Annotated in this window: 13 protein-coding genes; 7 read left to right on the top strand and 6 right to left on the bottom strand. The window is 70.1% G+C overall.

Translation table 11 applies throughout. The features are described 5' to 3' along the window. The first annotated feature begins 9 nt into the window (after positions 1-9). The 5 genes from ACZ6Q9_RS24165 to ACZ6Q9_RS24145 are packed head-to-tail and all read left to right on the top strand — an operon-like array spanning position 10 to position 5,045. A complete protein-coding gene (locus tag ACZ6Q9_RS24165; RefSeq protein WP_393268639.1) occupies positions 10-630 on the top strand; it encodes an ECF transporter S component in 621 nt (206 codons plus the stop codon). After that, complete coding sequence (locus tag ACZ6Q9_RS24160; RefSeq protein WP_393455124.1) at positions 627-1,403, top strand: hypothetical protein; 777 nt, start codon at positions 627-629, stop codon at positions 1,401-1,403. Before ACZ6Q9_RS24165 ends, ACZ6Q9_RS24160 begins: the two co-directional genes overlap by 4 nt. Continuing rightward, positions 1,400-3,166 carry an ABC transporter ATP-binding protein gene (locus ACZ6Q9_RS24155; protein ID WP_393455121.1) on the top strand — a complete coding sequence of 589 codons (1,767 nt, stop codon included), beginning with the start codon at positions 1,400-1,402 and terminating at the stop codon, positions 3,164-3,166. The genes ACZ6Q9_RS24160 and ACZ6Q9_RS24155 overlap by 4 nt, the downstream gene beginning before the upstream one ends. Next, complete coding sequence (locus tag ACZ6Q9_RS24150) at positions 3,166-3,972, top strand: energy-coupling factor transporter transmembrane component T family protein (protein WP_396829628.1); 807 nt, start codon at positions 3,166-3,168, stop codon at positions 3,970-3,972. Before ACZ6Q9_RS24155 ends, ACZ6Q9_RS24150 begins: the two co-directional genes overlap by 1 nt. A gap of 32 nt (positions 3,973-4,004) precedes the next feature. Next, positions 4,005-5,045, top strand: a complete 1,041-nt coding sequence (locus ACZ6Q9_RS24145; RefSeq protein ID WP_393268631.1) for an ADP-ribosylglycohydrolase family protein — start codon at positions 4,005-4,007, stop codon at positions 5,043-5,045. A 228-nt stretch (positions 5,046-5,273) separates the two neighbouring features. On the opposite strand, the gene ACZ6Q9_RS24140 is transcribed toward ACZ6Q9_RS24145, so the two are convergent. Then, on the bottom strand, positions 5,274-6,848 hold the full coding sequence (locus ACZ6Q9_RS24140; protein WP_466021430.1) for a phosphoenolpyruvate synthase: 1,575 nt from the start codon (positions 6,846-6,848) through the stop codon (positions 5,274-5,276). Next, positions 6,845-7,873 carry a PEP/pyruvate-binding domain-containing protein gene (locus ACZ6Q9_RS24135; protein ID WP_466021429.1) on the bottom strand — a complete coding sequence of 343 codons (1,029 nt, stop codon included), beginning with the start codon at positions 7,871-7,873 and terminating at the stop codon, positions 6,845-6,847. Before ACZ6Q9_RS24135 ends, ACZ6Q9_RS24140 begins: the two co-directional genes overlap by 4 nt. 638 nt (positions 7,874-8,511) lie before the next feature. Here ACZ6Q9_RS24135 and ACZ6Q9_RS24130 point away from each other — a divergent pair. Next, positions 8,512-9,132, top strand: a complete 621-nt coding sequence (locus ACZ6Q9_RS24130; RefSeq protein ID WP_396829627.1) for a dihydrofolate reductase family protein — start codon at positions 8,512-8,514, stop codon at positions 9,130-9,132. A gap of 370 nt (positions 9,133-9,502) precedes the next feature. On the opposite strand, the gene ACZ6Q9_RS24125 is transcribed toward ACZ6Q9_RS24130, so the two are convergent. Beyond that, positions 9,503-10,825, bottom strand: a complete 1,323-nt coding sequence (locus ACZ6Q9_RS24125) for an aspartate aminotransferase family protein (protein ID WP_396829626.1) — start codon at positions 10,823-10,825, stop codon at positions 9,503-9,505. Positions 10,826-10,911: 86 nt separating this feature from the next. Between ACZ6Q9_RS24125 and ACZ6Q9_RS24120 the strand changes: the two genes are divergently transcribed. Beyond that, positions 10,912-11,892: a LysR family transcriptional regulator gene (locus ACZ6Q9_RS24120; protein WP_396829625.1), complete on the top strand. Its 981-nt coding sequence runs from the start codon at positions 10,912-10,914 to the stop codon at positions 11,890-11,892. A 113-nt stretch (positions 11,893-12,005) separates the two neighbouring features. Here the strand turns inward: ACZ6Q9_RS24120 and ACZ6Q9_RS24115 are convergent, their stop codons facing one another. The 3 genes from ACZ6Q9_RS24115 to ACZ6Q9_RS24105 all read right to left on the bottom strand — a co-directional run bounded on the left by ACZ6Q9_RS24115 (position 12,006) and on the right by ACZ6Q9_RS24105 (position 15,134). Further along, on the bottom strand, positions 12,006-12,719 hold the full coding sequence (locus tag ACZ6Q9_RS24115; protein ID WP_396829624.1) for a hypothetical protein: 714 nt from the start codon (positions 12,717-12,719) through the stop codon (positions 12,006-12,008). A gap of 132 nt (positions 12,720-12,851) precedes the next feature. Continuing rightward, positions 12,852-14,648 (bottom strand): glycoside hydrolase family 15 protein, encoded by a 1,797-nt coding sequence (locus tag ACZ6Q9_RS24110; protein WP_396829623.1) that lies wholly within the window; start codon positions 14,646-14,648, stop codon positions 12,852-12,854. A 51-nt stretch (positions 14,649-14,699) separates the two neighbouring features. After that, positions 14,700-15,134 (bottom strand): hypothetical protein, encoded by a 435-nt coding sequence (locus tag ACZ6Q9_RS24105; RefSeq protein ID WP_393268612.1) that lies wholly within the window; start codon positions 15,132-15,134, stop codon positions 14,700-14,702. Positions 15,135-15,253: the final 119 nt, after the last annotated feature.

The following is a 15,253-nucleotide window of genomic DNA, read 5'->3' as shown; positions in this document are numbered from 1 at the left end:
AGGTTCCCCATGAGCGAGCCCAGCGAGCGAAACATCAAGCACGGTCCGGACGAACCTCGTGACGGTCTCCGAGCGCCGGAAAGAACCGGCCCGAGCAATGGCGAAGCCCGGAGGGTCGAACGCCGTCGCGGTGCCGCGCGCTTCTTCACCCCCCGCCGGATCGCCCGCATCGCCATCCTCGTCGCGCTCAGCGCCGTCGGCGCGTTCATCAAGCTGCCCAGCCCGACCGGCACGGTGGCGCTCGACTCCGCGCCCGCCTTCCTCGCCGGCGCCGCGTTCAGCCCGCTCGAAGGGTCCATCGTCGGGGCGCTCGGGCACCTGCTCTCCGCCCTGACCACCGGTTTCCCGCTCGGCCTCCCCGTCCACCTGCTGGTCGCGGCCGAGATGGCCGTCTTCGTGGCGATCTTCGGCCTGCTGGCCCGCCGGGTGAACATCTGGCTCGCGATCGTCGTCGGCATCGTGCTCAACGGGGTCGGCGGCGCCGCCATCATGATCCCGATCGGCGGCGTCGGACTCTTCGCCGCGCTCGTGCTGCCACTCACCGTCGGGTCGGCGATCAACATCCTGGTCGCTGCCGCCGCGACCCGGGCCCTGCGCTCCGCCGGCCTCGCAGAGGAGGAGACCAGATGACCGGCGCGGTACGCGGCGTCCGGCGAATCCGGGACCTCACCGTACTCGACCTCACCGACAGCTGCCTCGTCGTCGCCTGCGACTCCGTGGGCGGCATCGGCCCGAAGCCGCACGACACGGTGGCCGTACCGGCGTCGACCGTCGCGCACTTCGCCACCCGCGTGCCGCTGCTGGAGGTGCTCTGCGCCGGAGCCACTCCGACCCTCGTGGTCAACACGCTCTGCGTGGAGGCCGACCCGCAGGGCCGGGAGATGATCGCCGCGGTCGTCGCGCTCGCCGCCGAGGTCGGCCTCGACGCCGACCGGGTCACCGGTACGACCGAGGACAACGTCCCCACCGTCGCCACCGGCATCGGGGTGACCGTCCTCGGCGAGGCGGCTCACGGGGCGCTGCGCCCCGGGGCCTCCCGCCCGGGGGACGTGGTGGTCTGCCTGGGTCTGCCCCGCTCGGCACCCCGGGACCGGGTCGTCCCCGGCCACCCCGACTTCGTCGGTCTCGCCGACCTGCGGGCCCTGCTCGACAGCGGCGTCGTCCACGACGCGCTCCCGGTGGGCTCCAAGGGCCTGGCCTGGGAGGTGCCGCAGCTCGCGGCCAGCGCCGGGCTCACCGTCGACTGGCGGAGCGACCATCCCGTACCGGTCGACCGCTCCGCCGGCCCGTCGGCCTGCGTCCTGGTGAGCTGCCGCCCGACCGACCTGACCGCGGTCCGTGCCGCCTTCCCCGATCCGCTGCCGGTGAGCGTGGTCGCCGACCTGACCGAGGAGGCACCATGACCACCCGAGGACTGACCCGAGCCGCCGGCGGCGAGTCGCGGGGCACCGGCGACCCGGACGCCGTGCTGCGCGCCGACGGCGTCGGCTTCCGGTACCGGTCGGCCACCGAGCGCCAGCTCACCGACGTCTCCTTCCAGATCCGGCGCGGCGAGCGGGTCGCCGTCATGGGCGCCACCGGGGCCGGGAAGACCACCTTGTTGATGATGTTCAACGGGCTCATCCCGCACCACCACGACGGTGAGATGCACGGGTACCTGACCGCGGTCGGCCTGGACACCGTCGAACACGACGTGGTCGACCTGGTCCGGCACGTCGGCCTGGTCATGCAGGACCCGGAGTCGCAGATCACCGGCCGGCTCGCGCTGGACGACGCGGCGGTCGGCCCGGCAAACCTCGGGCTGCCCCGCGCCGAGGTGCTCGACCGGGCCCGCCGGGCCCTCGACGCGGTCGGCCTCGGCGAGCTGGCCGACCGGGACACCGGGCAGATGTCCGGTGGGCAGCAGCAGCGGCTGGCCATCGCCGGGATCCTGGCCATGGCTCCGGAGATCCTCGTGCTCGACGAGCCGACCAGCGAACTGGACCCGGCCGGTACGGCCCAGGTGTTCGCGGTGGTGGAGCAGGCCGCCGCCGACCGCCACCGGACCGTGGTCCTGGTCGAGCACGAGCCGGAACTCGTGGCGCAGTGGGCCGACCGGCTGATCGTCCTGCACGACGGTGCCCTCGTACACGACGGCCCACCGGCGGAGTTCTTCGCCGCCGCGGAGCGGGCCGAGGCGGTGGGACTGCGACCACCGCAGGTGACCACCGTCTGCCACGCGCTCCAGCGGGCCAACCGGCTGCCCGCCGACCGGACGGCGGTGACCCTGGACGAGGCGGTCGCCGTGCTCCAGGACCGGCTACCGGTCACCGCCCGGGCACGCGCCAGCGCCCGAGCCCCGCAGCCGGCGGTCGCGGCGGACGCGGCCGTCGTGATCGAGGCGACCGGCCTCGGCCACCGCTACCCCTCCGGGGTCCAGGCCCTGTCCGACGTGGACGTCCGGGTCCGCGAGGGCGAGTTCGTCGCCCTGCTCGGCCGTAACGGCGCCGGGAAGACAACCTTCGCCCGGCACCTCAACGGCCTGCTCCGTCCCACTGCCGGCCAGTTGCGGGTGTACGGCCGCCCCACCGGCGACCGCTCGGTCAGCGACCTGGCCACCGACGTCGGGTACGTCTTCCAGAATCCGGATCACCAGATCTTCGCCCCGACCGTCCGCGACGAGGTCGCGTTCGGGCTGCGCAACGCGGGCTGGGCGGACGACCGGATCGAGGAGAAGGTACGCGAGGTGCTCGACCTGGTGGGCATGCGCGCCCACCTCGACCACCACCCGTTCCGGCTCGGTAAGGGGCAGCGGCAGCGGCTGGCGGTGGCCAGCGTCCTGGCCCTGGAACCCCGGATCCTCATCGTCGACGAGCCGACGACCGGCCAGGACTGGCGCGGCGCGCGGGCGATCATGGACCTGGTCCGCGAGTTGAACCGGGCCGGCCGGACCATCCTGATGGTCACTCACGACATGCCCCTGGTCGCCGAGTACGCACATCGGGCGCTGGTGTTCGATGCCGGTCGGCTGCGCGCCGACCTTCCGGTGGCCGACCTCTTCGCCGACGAGGACCTGCTCGCCGGGACCCAACTCGTCGCACCCCAGGTGACCCGCCTGGCCCGGCGGCTCGGGCTGCCCCCGGTCACCACCGTGGAAGCGTTCGTCGAACTGTGGGAGGAAGCCTGATGTTCCTCGAGTACCGGCACGGCACGAGCTTCTTTCACCGGATGGACGTCCGCACCAAGCTCCTCGTCTTCGTGGTCGCGGTGGTGTTGACCTTCCAGTTCGCCCACCCGCTGCCCAACGCGCTGCTGGCCGTCGGCTCGCTGCTGCTCCTGCCCGCGCTTGGCGTGCCGGGGCGGCAGGTGGGCAAGCTACTGGCGCCCCTGGCCCCGGTCGTCGTCCTGATTCTGGTCTTCGCGGCGCTCAGTCGGGGCCCCGGCGATTTCGGCTCGTCCTCCTCCGCCCGGGTGCTGGTGCACCTCTGGTTCGGTGACGGCCTGCCGCTGACCGTCGGCGGCCTGGCCCACGGCGCCAACCTGGGCCTGCGGATCCTCACCATGGTGTGCCTGACCGCCGCGCTGATCGTCAGTACGCCGGTGGAGCACTTCGTCGCCCTGATGCGCATGGCCCGGCTGCCGTTTCCGGTGGTCTTCATCGTGATGACCGCCCTGCGGTTCGTCCCGACCATGCAGCACCGGGCCAATCAGGTACTGGACGCCCAGCGGGCCCGGGGCGCAAGGATCGACGGCGGGATGATCGGTGCGATTCGCGCCTACACCACCATCATGGTGCCGCTCTTCTCCACCGGCATCCGGATGTCCGAGGAGTTGGCCGCCGCGATGCTCAACCGTGGCTACGGCATCACCCGGCAACCCACGGCGCTGACCATCCTGCGTCCGACCTGGCGTGATCCCGCCATAGCCGTGGTGACCGCCGTGGTGGTCGGCGTGGTCGTCTGGGCCCGGCTGACGGGGTGGGGATCGTTGTGACCACTGTAGAACCGATGAATGGAGTACCCGACATGACCGACCGAGCGACGCTGGACACCGTGACCACGGCGGATCGGGCACGGGGCTGCCTGGCCGGGGTCGCGCTCGGCGACGCCATGGGCATGCCCGGCGAGCTGTGGCCACGCCAGCGGGTCGTGTCGACCTTCGGCTGGATCGACCGCTTCCTGCCCGGCCCGGACGGCCACTTCGTGGTGGACGGCTTCGTCGCCGGCCAGGTCACCGACGACACGCAGCAGACGTACATGCTCGCCGGGGCGATCCTCGCCGCGGGCGGCACGGTGGACACCGCCGTGGTCGCCCGGCACCTCGTCGAGTGGGCCGACCGGGTGGGGGCGAGCGAGGGCAACTTCCTCGGCCCCAGTTCGGCGCAGGCGATCCGGCGGCTCCGGGAGGGGGCCGACCCGGCGGAGACCGGCAAGGGCGGGGAGACCAACGGCGCCGCGATGCGGATCGCCCCGGTCGGCCTGCTGCACCGCAGCGACCGACTCGACGCGCTGGTCGACGGGGTGGTGGCCGCCTCGTTGATGTCCCACCACACCAGCGTGGCAATCAGCGGTGCCAGCCTCGTCGCGGGCACCATCAGCGCCGCTGTCGAGGCGCCTGGCTCGGCCGACCGGCCCACCCGGCTGGCCGGGGCGCTGGAGGTCGGGTACGAGGCGGGCCGGCTCGGCGCGACCCGGGGCGAGCAGGTGGTCAGCCCCTCGGTGGTCCGCCGCGCCCAGTGGGCCGCCGACCTGGCGCGGCAGCCCGGGGACGACGTCGACTTCCTCGCGGACCTCTACGACCTGGTCGGTGGTGGCGTGGCGACCGCCGAGACGGTGCCCGCCGCGATCGGTCTGCTGGTCCGCTCGGACGCGGACCCGTTGCGCTGCGCCGTGCTGGCGGCGAACCTCGGCGGGGACACCGACACCATCGGCGCGATCGCGACCGGGATGGCCGGCGCGGTCAGCGGGCTCTCCGCCATCCCCCGGGACCTGTTCGACCAGCTCCGGGCGGTCAACGGGATCGACCCCGAAAAGCTCGCCGACGCGCTGCTCGACCACCGTCACTGACCTGCACCGGGTGTGATCCTCGGCGACCCGCACGGGTGACTCGCCGTACTCGTACCTCGGCAACGGTCACCGGCCGCCGTGGACGTCGGAGGTCACGTGGGGGTGCCGTTCGCGCGGCACCGTCCGTGACGTCCCCGTCCACGGGCGGTCGCCGCCCGACCGCTCCGGGCGCTCGTGATCGAGTTCGGCGTCTGTCAGAAGCTCGGATGACCTCTTGGTCGATGGGAGTCAGGGCAGGATCTCGACGTACCCGTCGGTTCCGTGCACGCGAATCCGCTGCCCGTCCCGGATCAGCCTGGTCGCATGCTCCACGCCGACGACGGCGGGCAGGCCGTACTCCCGGGCGACCACCGCCCCGTGGGTCATGAGGCCGCCCGCCTCCGTCACCAACCCCTCGATCGCGACGAACAGGGGCGACCAGCTCGGGTCGGTGTAGGCGGTGACCAGGATGTCGCCTGGTGCGAGATCGGCCTCGGAGATGTCCAGGATGACGCGAGCTCGCCCCTCGACGGTTCCACCGGAAACCGGGAGGCCGACCAGCGCGTCGTGCGGCACATCGTCTCGTCGGTACGCCCCGGCGACACCTTCCCCTTCCGACGTGAGCACCCGGGGCGGTGTGAGCGCTTGGTACGACCTGAACGCGTCCTTGCGCTGCCGGATGAGCTGATCATCCGCCTGGTTCGTGCGCACGACGTCGTGAAGCTCCTGAAACGTCAGGTAGAAGATGTCCTCCTTCTCGCGAAGCACGTTGGCCTGCACGAGGCGCTCGGCCTCGTCGAGCAGGGCCTGTTTGTAGACGAAGTAGCGGCTGACAATGACGTACTTCGGGTACTCCCGGTACCCGATGAAGGTGCGGACCCGGTCGATCATCCGCTTGGTTTCTTCGGCTTTCCGTTCCCCGTCCGGCAGGGCCCGCAAGCGTTCCAGGACGTCGTGTTCCTTTTTCTCCGCCTCCTGGCGTCCTTGCTCGAAGCGCCGCTTGCGAGCGCCCGGCTCGAAGTTCCTGATGTTGTCGAGGATGAGGGACACCAGCGTGGTGGGGCGTTCGCTCCAGCGCGGCCTCGTGATGTCGATCTCGCCGACGCAGCGCATGCCGTACCTGTCGAGATAGGCCCTGATGGCGTCTCGCGCATCCTGGCCGCCCGGGAGCCCGGTCAGCTCATCCAGGAAGCCTTCGTCCTTGACCTGCCGCAGGAAGGTCACGACCTCCGGATGCGGGCGGATGACGTCGGCGACGTCCAGGAGCGCCAGCCCCATCTCCGACGTGACGTTGTGGGGCGCGGACAACGTGAGCGTGTCGGAAGCATTCTTTTCGCCCAGCCACGCCTGCAACTGCTCGTTGAGCCACCACGAGGCTTCCATCCCCGCCATGATCACCTGCATGCTCCGCGGATCGCCGATGAGCCGCTTGTGCTCCTCGAAGGACGCCAGGAGGAAGTCGAACAGCGCCGGCCCGGATTTCGTCGCGATGGCGCGCTGCAAGGTGGCGATGGAGGCCTGGCTGCGTTCGACCAGGTCGGTGACGATGGCCGGATCGGTCTCGACCGGTTCGGGGGCGCCGCCGCCAGCGGGCTGCCCTGGTGGACCCTGGTCGGGCAGCGACGGGATGAGGTCGCCGCGGTCGATGATGGTCTCCAGCGCGTCCCTGGTCAGCGGATCGGATCTTCCCACGAGCTCCAGGAGGCCGGCGCGGCTCGACGGCGACGCCAGAGCCCGGGTGACGTCGACGAACAGTCGACCACCGGCGTCGTGCATCGGCGCGAGGGCCGTCAGTTGCCACACGGAAAGCCCCAGAGGCTTCATGGGTCCGTCATCATCTGCTGGTGACCGACGGAGACGTAGACGTGGTTGGCCCCGTCGCGGGTCTCGGGGACGGGGAACAGCGTGGTGATCGGCCGGCTCTGGACGATCTGGAAGTCATCGTCGACCAGGCACCATTCGATGTCCTGCGGGTGGCCGAAGTGGGCTTCGATCCGCCGGCCCAGCTGCACCAGCCGCAGGACCTGTGCATCCGCCAGTGCCGGCTGCTCCTGCCGCTCCGAGTCGACCGGCTGTTCCTTCGTCCCGCCAGCCGGCAGGGCGTGGATGGCAAGCCGCTTGGTGGCGATCGCCTTGTCGATGATCTTACCGTCGCGCACCTTGTAGGCGTCCGCGTTCACCAACCCGGAGACCAGAGCCTCGCCGAGGCCGAAGCTGGCCTCCACAGCGGCGACCTTCCGGTTGGACGTGACGGGGTCGGCCGTGAACAGGACGCCGGCCACCTGCGGGAAAACCATCTTCTGTACGACAACGGCCATGTGGACCGCGCGGTGGTCGATGCCGTTGCGCTGACGGTAGGTCACGGCCCGCTCGGTGAACAGCGAGGCCCAGCACCGGCTGACGTGCTGGAGGATCGCCGCCTGCCCCATGATGTTCAGGTACGTGTCCTGCTGCCCTGCGAAGGAGGCCGTCGGCAGGTCCTCTGCCGTCGCGCTGGACCGGACGGCGTAGGCGGCTCGCTCGCCCAGCTGGGTGAGAGCCCGGGTGATGGCTGCCGCCACATCGTCGGGAAGGGCGATCGCCTCGATGGTCCGGCGGATCTCCGCACTGAGCGTGCGGATCGTCTCCCGGTCGTCCGGATTCAGGCGCGACAGCTGATCGAGCCGGCCGTCGATCGACGGCGCTTCGGCCATGATCCGCCGGAAGGCGTCCGTTGTCACGCAAAAGCCAGCCGGCACCCGGATGCCGTCGATCCGCGACAACGCCCCCAGGTGCGCGCCCTTGCCGCCAACGATTGCGGTTTGCATCTCGTCGACCTCTTGGAGACTCGTCACGTATTGCTCGATCATCGCGATACCTCCGAGGCGGCCGTCCTCCGCGGCACTCCACCGACCGGGCGGATCACCCGCGTCTCGAGCTCGGTCCGACCCGCTGGGTTTGCCCTCGTCTCTCCCTGCCTTCCCCTGTGGCGGTCGGCTGGCCGCTCCGCCCATTCGGGCGGTGCGCACACCCCCATCTCCGCGTCGATCGGCCGCAATCGCACCCGGAACGCGACCAGCGCTTCGACGTCACCGCGCCTCCCATAGGTCGTCAACAACGCACGCATGTCGTGCCCTCATTTTCTTCATCGGTTTTCTTGGGTCCGGCCGACGATTCTGCGGTAAGCCCCGGGTCTTGCGGCAAGCCCCCCGGTGCGATATACGTTAAAGTGGGATCGTTCACTTTGTTGTTGTTCGCTGCGGTCTGAAGCCCCTCCTCGGAAGCGGTGGCATGGCGCGAACGGCGGTACACATTGCCGGCCCGGCAGGATGTCGAATCGGAAGCCGTCCACTAGCTCATCGACAACGCCTTTTGGGACCAGCACCCCCCCCGCAACGACATCGACACCATCCTCGCCACCCCCGAAAAGACGAGCGGAGACTCAGCCCCTCTCGGCGGGACGCGACCCTGCGAAGGCGACGGAGGCCGCTACGAGGAGGAGAAAGCAATGACCAGCGGAATGGGCAGGGCGATCTGCGACATCACGATCTCGGCCGACGGATACTCGGCCGGGCTCAACCAGACCGAGGAATGCCCGTTCGGCGACGACGGCGGCGACGGCTCGGGCGGCAAGCTGCACGCCTGGATGTTCGACACTCCCTCCGAGAACCGGGCCGAGGTCGACCAGATGACCGCCGCCAACGCGTTCATCATGGGGCGCAACATGTTCGGCCCGGTGCGTGGCGAGTGGGATCGGCAGTGGAACGGCTGGTGGGGCGATGATCCGCCGTTCCACGCCCCGGTCTTCGTGCTCACCCACCACGGGCGCGACCCGCAGCCGATGGACGGCGGCACCACGTACTACTTCGTCACCGACGGAGTCGAGTCGGCGCTGGCACAGGCACGCGCGGTGGCCGGCGACGGCGATGCCGCGATCCTGGGCGGCGTGACCACCATCAACCAGTACCTCGCCGCCGGCCTGATCGACGAGCTGCGGCTGCACATCGTGCCGCTCACGCTCGGTGCCGGCACGCGGCTGTTCGAGGGTGTCCCGCCGCTGAAACTCGAGCAGGTGAAGTCGCGAGCCGCGACCTCGGTTACGCATGTGACCTACCGTGTGCTGTCCTGAGCTGGAGGGTGCCGTTTGCCCGGGACGGTCCGCTGCGCACCGGGCCCGACGTCGGCCCGGCTGAGCGGTTACCTCGTGTCTCGTCGCGAGTCATTGAGTATCGATGATCGTTATCCATGCCGCGGTGGGTGCTGCGATCATGACGGACTGGCGGTTGAAACGCCCGTCCCGCTCGACGATCGAGGGCCTGATCAACGAGCTGGGGGCCGCACTGGCGGGCGCGGCACCGTGACCGGCTCGCCGCGCGCACACGCCATCGCGGTATTCGAGCAGGAGCCAAGACGCGTACGCCCTACGCCTTGCTCGATCTGGTCTGCGCCGGCGGCCAGGTGACGCCATCAGCGCCGACGGGAACGGGTGACGCGGCCGGTCAGGCCGGCGCCGCTTCGCCGATCGCCTGGTCGAGGATTTCCAGACCGAGGGCCAGTTCCTCTCGGGTCGTGGTGAGGGGTGGTGCGATCCGGAAGGTGCTTCCCATGCCGGGCAGTTGCACGACGTTCATGTGGAGGCCAAGTTCGAGGCAGCGGCGGGTGACCTGGGCGCCGAGGACGTCCGAGCCTTCACGCGTTTCCCGGTCGATGACGAGTTCGATCCCCTGCATCAGGCCGCGCCCCCGTACGTCTCCCACCACGTCGTGCCGGTCTCTGATGTCAAGCAGGCCGGCGCGCAGGAACCCGCCCAGCTCCCGTGCCCGGATGTCCATCTGCTCCTGTTTGAGGACGTCGAGCACGGTATTGCCGACGGCGGCGACGAGAGGGTCGGACACGTGGGTGGTGTAGAAGAGATAACCCAGCTCGTGTGCCCGTTGTTCGATCTCTTCGGTCGTGATCACCGCGGCGAGTGGTAGGCCGGCGCCCAGCGTCTTGGACAGCGTGAGGATGTCGGGCACGATGCCGTCGCGTTGGAAGGCGTACCACGTGCCGGTGCGGCACAGGCCGGTCTGCGCCTCGTCGACGATCAGCAGCATGCCGCGCTCGCGGCACTTGCGGGCCAGGGCGGCGAAGTAGCCCGGCGGTGGCTCGATGACGCCGCCAGAGCTGAGGATCGGCTCGACGATGCACGCCGCGAGGCTCCCCGACGACTGGGCATCGACGAGGGTGAAGCCGTAGTCGAGCTGCCGCTGCCAGTCAAACTCGCCGTCCGAGGTGGTGAAGTCGGGGCGGTACGGGTTGGGCGTGGGGATCGCGAAGTTTCCCGGCGGCGTAGGCCCGTAACCCCGGTGGCCGGCGCTGTATGTTGCGGCGGCCGCCGCGTGCGTCATGCCGTGCCACGACTTGGCGAAGGCGACGATCTCGTGTTTGCCCGTCACGAGCTTGGCCATCCGAATGGCTGCCTCGTTCGACTCGGCGCCGGTCGTCAGCAGCAGCGCCTTCTCGAGTGGCGGGGGGAGGGACTCGGCGAGCCGGCGCGCGAGGTCGACCACCGAGCGCGACAGCATGCCGCTGAAGAGATGGTCCAGGCTGGCGATTTCCCGCTGCACCGTGTGGACGATCGCGGGATGACAGTGGCCGAGAATGGCGCTCATCTGACCTGAGGTGAAGTCCAGGATCTGCCGGCCGTCGGCGGTGTACACGAAGCTGCCGGCCGCGCGCTCGATGATCTCGGGCGTGAACGGACCGCCGTAGCGCACCAGATGGCGGTCGACGTCAGACCAGAACTGTTCGGCGGCGTTCTGCTCCGTAGTCAGCGTCATACGCCTCACGATAGGGCCGTTCGTTATGCACGAAAAGCCAAGGTTTCTGGCTACGCTGTGCGGAATTTATGCACAAGGAGTTTCCGATGCGGCTCAACACAGCACGCCTGGAGATGCTCAGCCTGCTGGACGGCCTCGGCACTATGCGGGCCGTCGCCGCGGCCCTGCACATGAGTCCGTCGGCAGTGTCGGCACAGCTGGCGGTCCTGGAGGCGGAGACCCACACCGAACTCCTGCGGCGCACCGGCCGCCGCGTACAGCTCACGCCTGCTGGGCGCACGCTCGCCCGGCACGCCCGTATCATCCTCGACCAGATCAAGGCCGCCGAGGTGGACTTACAGGGCCTCTCCGGACAACCAACGGGACCGGTCCGCCTCGCGGCTTTCTCCAGCGCCATCCGGGCCCTCGTCGTTCCGCTCGCCGTGCGGCTCCAGAAGGCGCATCCCAGGGTCGAGCTCGAGGTCGCCGAGCTCGATCCCCAGGCCAGCCAACCGGCCCTGCGCCGCGGCGACTACGACATCATCGTGACGGCGGACTTCATCGACGGGTCCATGCCGCTGCATCCTGACGTGCACACCATCCCTCTGCTCACCGATGCCATCGTGCTCGTGCTGCCACGGTCGCAGGTCGCGTCGGACGAATCGGCGGACCTGGCCGACTTCGCCGATGCGGCGTGGTCCGTCGACATGCCCGGCACGTACCTGTCCAACCTGGTGACGAGTACGTGCCGGCAGGCCGGCTTCGAGCCAGTGGTGGCTGGCCGCTTCGCCAGCTACGAACTGCTTTTGGCGCATGTCGAAGCCGGCCTGTCCGTGTCGCTCCTGCCCGAGCTTGCCGTCGACCGTCGCTACCACGTCGACACCCGCCCGCTGCGCCGACCGTTGAGCCGCCACGTCTATGCGGCGGTGCGCAGTCGGTCAACTCTCACCGCAGCGAGCCAGATCGTCCTGGACGAGCTATGCGGCCTTTCAAGGACGTCCTTCAATGTCTGGCGGGACGGGTTCGACCGCCAGCCGTCGGGGGCCGGCTGGTCGGCCGCGAGGGCGGCGGCGACGAGAAGCATGTGAGGCATCTGCCGGGTCGGTACCGCCGACTTGGTCGTCAGCCGACATGGCCTCCAGGTAGGACCCGGCGTGTCTGCGTCCGTCCCGACGACGCCGCCCCGGCGATCTCGGCGCGCTCAGTCGCCCGGGCCCGCGGGCGCCGCGCCGTTGTCGACGAAGTCGAAGGTGAGGCCTTTGCCGGTGTCGCCCTCGCCCATCCGTTGGGCGATCAGGCCCTGCTCGTCCGATGCGCGCAGGTGGACCTTGCCCTCGCCGCTGATGGTGTAGGTCGGGCGGCCTTGGCTCTTTTCCTGCGTCTTCTCGATGGTGAACATTTGGCCGGCTCGGCCGGCGTCGCAGGCAGCGGCCACGACCGTCGCCGGGGCGCTGCCGTTGTTGCGCAGGCCCATGCAGTCGGGCTCGCTGCCGTTGTGGGCCTTTGCGGTCCGGATCTGGTAGCGGTTGCCGCTGGCGGGCAACAACACGAACAGGCCCTTGTCCGTGTCGCCGTCGGTCAGGTTCAGTCGGCCCTTGGCGTCGACGGCCAGGATCGACTCGAACGACCCGACCGGCCGCAGAACGACCTGCCGCTCGCCCCGCATGATCGGGTCTGCGCTGCCGGCCGCCCCCGGGGCGGCCGGCTGCGACTCGTTGCCCGGGGTGGAGCCGGTGGCCGAGGGCGTGTCCACGGCCCCGCTGGCGGGTGCCGATGTCACCGGCGAGGCGGTGGCTTCCCCAGCCGTGGGAGCAGCCGAGGTGCAGGCTGGCATGGACGCGGCGACGCCAACGGCCAGCGCGGCCGCGACGGCGGCACGAAGGACAGTCGTGGAAGGGGACGACAGGCTCAGCATGGCCAACTCCTTAAAGTGGGTCATAACGAGCCTAAGCCGCTCCCGTCTCCCGCGCAGAAGTCGTACCGCCGCAAGGATGTGGTTGCCTGCCGCAGCCCTACGCCCGCGCCGAGCCGCGACGACCTGCCTGGATCACGAGTGGGGGGCGTCTCGAATCGCGAGTGCGGCTTGGACGAGCGCGGCGTGGGTCAGCGTCTGGGGGTAGTTGCCGAGGTGGGCGCCGGTCGCGGGGTCCAGCTCCTCGGCGTAGAGGCCGAGCGGGCTGGCGTGGCCGAGCATGGTCTCGAACAGCTCGAGCGCCTCGATGCGGCGCCCGGTGCGGGCGAGGGCTTGAACGAGCCAGAACGAGCAGGGCAGGAACGCGCCTTCGGTACCGGGGAAGCCGTCACGTCCCGGCGGGTAGCGGTAGAGGAGGGGACCACCAGCGGAAAGTCTGTCCCGAATGGCGTCGATGGTGCCATGCACACGGGGCGAGTCGACGCTGTCCATGCCCAGCAGCGGCAGGACGAGCAGGGCCGCGTCGAGGTCCCGGCAGCCGTAGCTGCGGAGGTAGCTGTTCGTCGTCGGGTCGAAGCCGTGTGTCCGGACCTCGTCGGCGATGGCATCTCGTGTTTTCTGCCAGCGTCGACGTTGGCGGTCTGGCAGTGGGTGGGTGTCAGCGATGCGCAGGGCCCGGTCCAGGGCGAGCCAGCCCATGAGCTTGGAATGTACGTGTTGGCCGGGTTCGCGGACCTCCCAGATGCCGGCGTCGGGCTCCTGCCAGCTAAGGGCGACCAGGTCGGCGAAGCCGCGCACCGCGCGCCACGTCTCCGTGTAGAGGCGGTGTCCGGACTGCGCGAACGCCCAGGCGGCGTCGATCACCCAGCCGTAGCCGTCGAGTTGGTGTTGCCCGGCAGCGCCGTTGCCGATCCGTACCGGAAGGCTGTCGAGATAGCCGGGCCAGCCGGGCAGTTCCCGTTCCGTAGGTACGTGACGGCCGTGGAGGGTGAGTAGGGCCGGTAGGCGTGGCCGCTGCAGCCGGCTGGCGTGCAACAGCCACGCGAGGAAACCGTGGGCTTCGGCTGCCTTGCCGACGCTGAGGAAGGCGCTCACGCCGATGCTGGCGTCACGGGGCCAGACATAGCGGTAGTCCCAGTTCCGCACCCCGCCGGGATCCTCGGGCAAGGACGTTGTGGGTGCCGCCACCGGCGCTTGCGAGGGCGAGTAGGTCAACAGCCGCAGGGTCAGCAGGCTTCGTACGACGTGCTCCCGGAACGGCAGCGACGCGTCGATTTCGGTGGTCCAGGCACGCCATCGGTTTTCGTCCTCGATGAGCAGTTCCCAGGCTGCCGCCGGTTCGACGTGGATCAGCGGCTCGCGGTGGGCCACGGCCAGTACGAGGGTGATCGGTCGGCCTGGCCTGACCGTGATCGAGGCAGGTCGACCTGGCTCGATGGTGAGGTCGGGTGCGGCGACCAGCGAGACCGCGAGCGACCCCCAATCACACACCAGTGCCCGGCGTCGGCGGTGGACCCGGGGCCTGCGGTGCCGTACGCCGAGGCGAGGGTCGAACTCGACGACGGCGTCCACCGTTGCCTCCTCGGTCGACAGGCGCCGGACGATCAGTGTCGTGGGCAGCAGGCGACCGCTGACCTCGGCCACCCTGGCCTCGGTGAGGGTGAGGCGGCTGCTGCCCACCGCCCAGGTCGTCGTGAGTGTGGCGGTGTGTTGCCGGTAACGTCGTTCGACGACCGTGGCCGGCCCGGCCGGGCCGAGCCGGAAGGTTCCCGCGTCCGGGCCGCCGACCAGCCGGCCGAACAGGGGCTCGCCGTCGAAGCGGGGCAGGCAGAGCCAGTCGATCCCGCCGTCAGAGGCGACGAGGGCAGCGGTGCGCGTGTCACCCAGCAGCCCATAGTCGCTGATGGGCGCTGGGGGCCGAGGCCACGTCACGTCGGCCCGCCAGTCATGGAGATAGCTTCCCAAGGAGTCGCGTGACGCCGGTCAATCGGCCTGAAGGAGCAGTCCGAGGACGCTTCCGTAGATGATGTGGACGACTGCCGCGACCGCGGGAGTTTGGACCCCGTAGTTGAGGGCGAACAGGCCAGGCGGCTCCAACACGGCTGTGCTGGCCGGGCCCGCCCGTTGCGAGGCCATGCGCGGGTGAAAACCCGGAAGCAGCGGCAGGAGCACCGTCAGCGCGATCCCGACGTGGAGGCTCCCGATCAGCGCCCCGATCCACCAGGTGGCGCGGTGCAGCAGGGCAAACATGGCCGCGTAGCCGAGGGCGAAGCCCTGACCGGCGCAGAGGTGGATGAAGAACCCGACGACCCGGGCCCGGTCGGGATCCTCGGTGACGAGGGTCCCGAGCACCAGAGGAATGTCGAGGCGGGTGAGGCCGGCCAGTTGTGCAGTGATCAGCGCTGCGGTGAGCGCCACGGTAGCGACCAACCCGAACAACGCCCATCCGGCCCAGTCCATCTCAGCAGCGGTCGACGTCGCGACTGTTCACAGTTGGCACGACGAGTGCTCCGGCCGGTTCAGGCCCACGTCTCGTC

The sequence above is a fragment of the Micromonospora sp. NPDC049139 genome (assembly GCF_055586845.1).
This window is presented reverse-complemented; position numbering and strand designations above follow the sequence as displayed.

Bases quoted from the DNA above. Each gene is read 5' to 3' on its own strand.
- ACZ6Q9_RS24130 (WP_396829627.1), top strand. From the start codon at position 8,512: ATGACCAGCGGAATGGGCAGGGCGATCTGCGACATCACGATCTCGGCC.
- ACZ6Q9_RS24140 (WP_466021430.1), bottom strand. From the start codon at position 6,848: ATGAAGCCTCTGGGGCTTTCCGTGTGGCAACTGACGGCCCTCGCGCCG.
- ACZ6Q9_RS24135 (WP_466021429.1), bottom strand. From the start codon at position 7,873: ATGATCGAGCAATACGTGACGAGTCTCCAAGAGGTCGACGAGATGCAA.
- ACZ6Q9_RS24150 (WP_396829628.1), top strand. From the start codon at position 3,166: ATGTTCCTCGAGTACCGGCACGGCACGAGCTTCTTTCACCGGATGGAC.
- ACZ6Q9_RS24120 (WP_396829625.1), top strand. From the start codon at position 10,912: ATGCGGCTCAACACAGCACGCCTGGAGATGCTCAGCCTGCTGGACGGC.
- ACZ6Q9_RS24115 (WP_396829624.1), bottom strand. From the start codon at position 12,719: ATGCTGAGCCTGTCGTCCCCTTCCACGACTGTCCTTCGTGCCGCCGTC.
- ACZ6Q9_RS24155 (WP_393455121.1), top strand. From the start codon at position 1,400: ATGACCACCCGAGGACTGACCCGAGCCGCCGGCGGCGAGTCGCGGGGC.
- ACZ6Q9_RS24145 (WP_393268631.1), top strand. From the start codon at position 4,005: ATGACCGACCGAGCGACGCTGGACACCGTGACCACGGCGGATCGGGCA.
- ACZ6Q9_RS24165 (WP_393268639.1), top strand. From the start codon at position 10: ATGAGCGAGCCCAGCGAGCGAAACATCAAGCACGGTCCGGACGAACCT.
- ACZ6Q9_RS24125 (WP_396829626.1), bottom strand. From the start codon at position 10,825: ATGACGCTGACTACGGAGCAGAACGCCGCCGAACAGTTCTGGTCTGAC.
- ACZ6Q9_RS24160 (WP_393455124.1), top strand. From the start codon at position 627: ATGACCGGCGCGGTACGCGGCGTCCGGCGAATCCGGGACCTCACCGTA.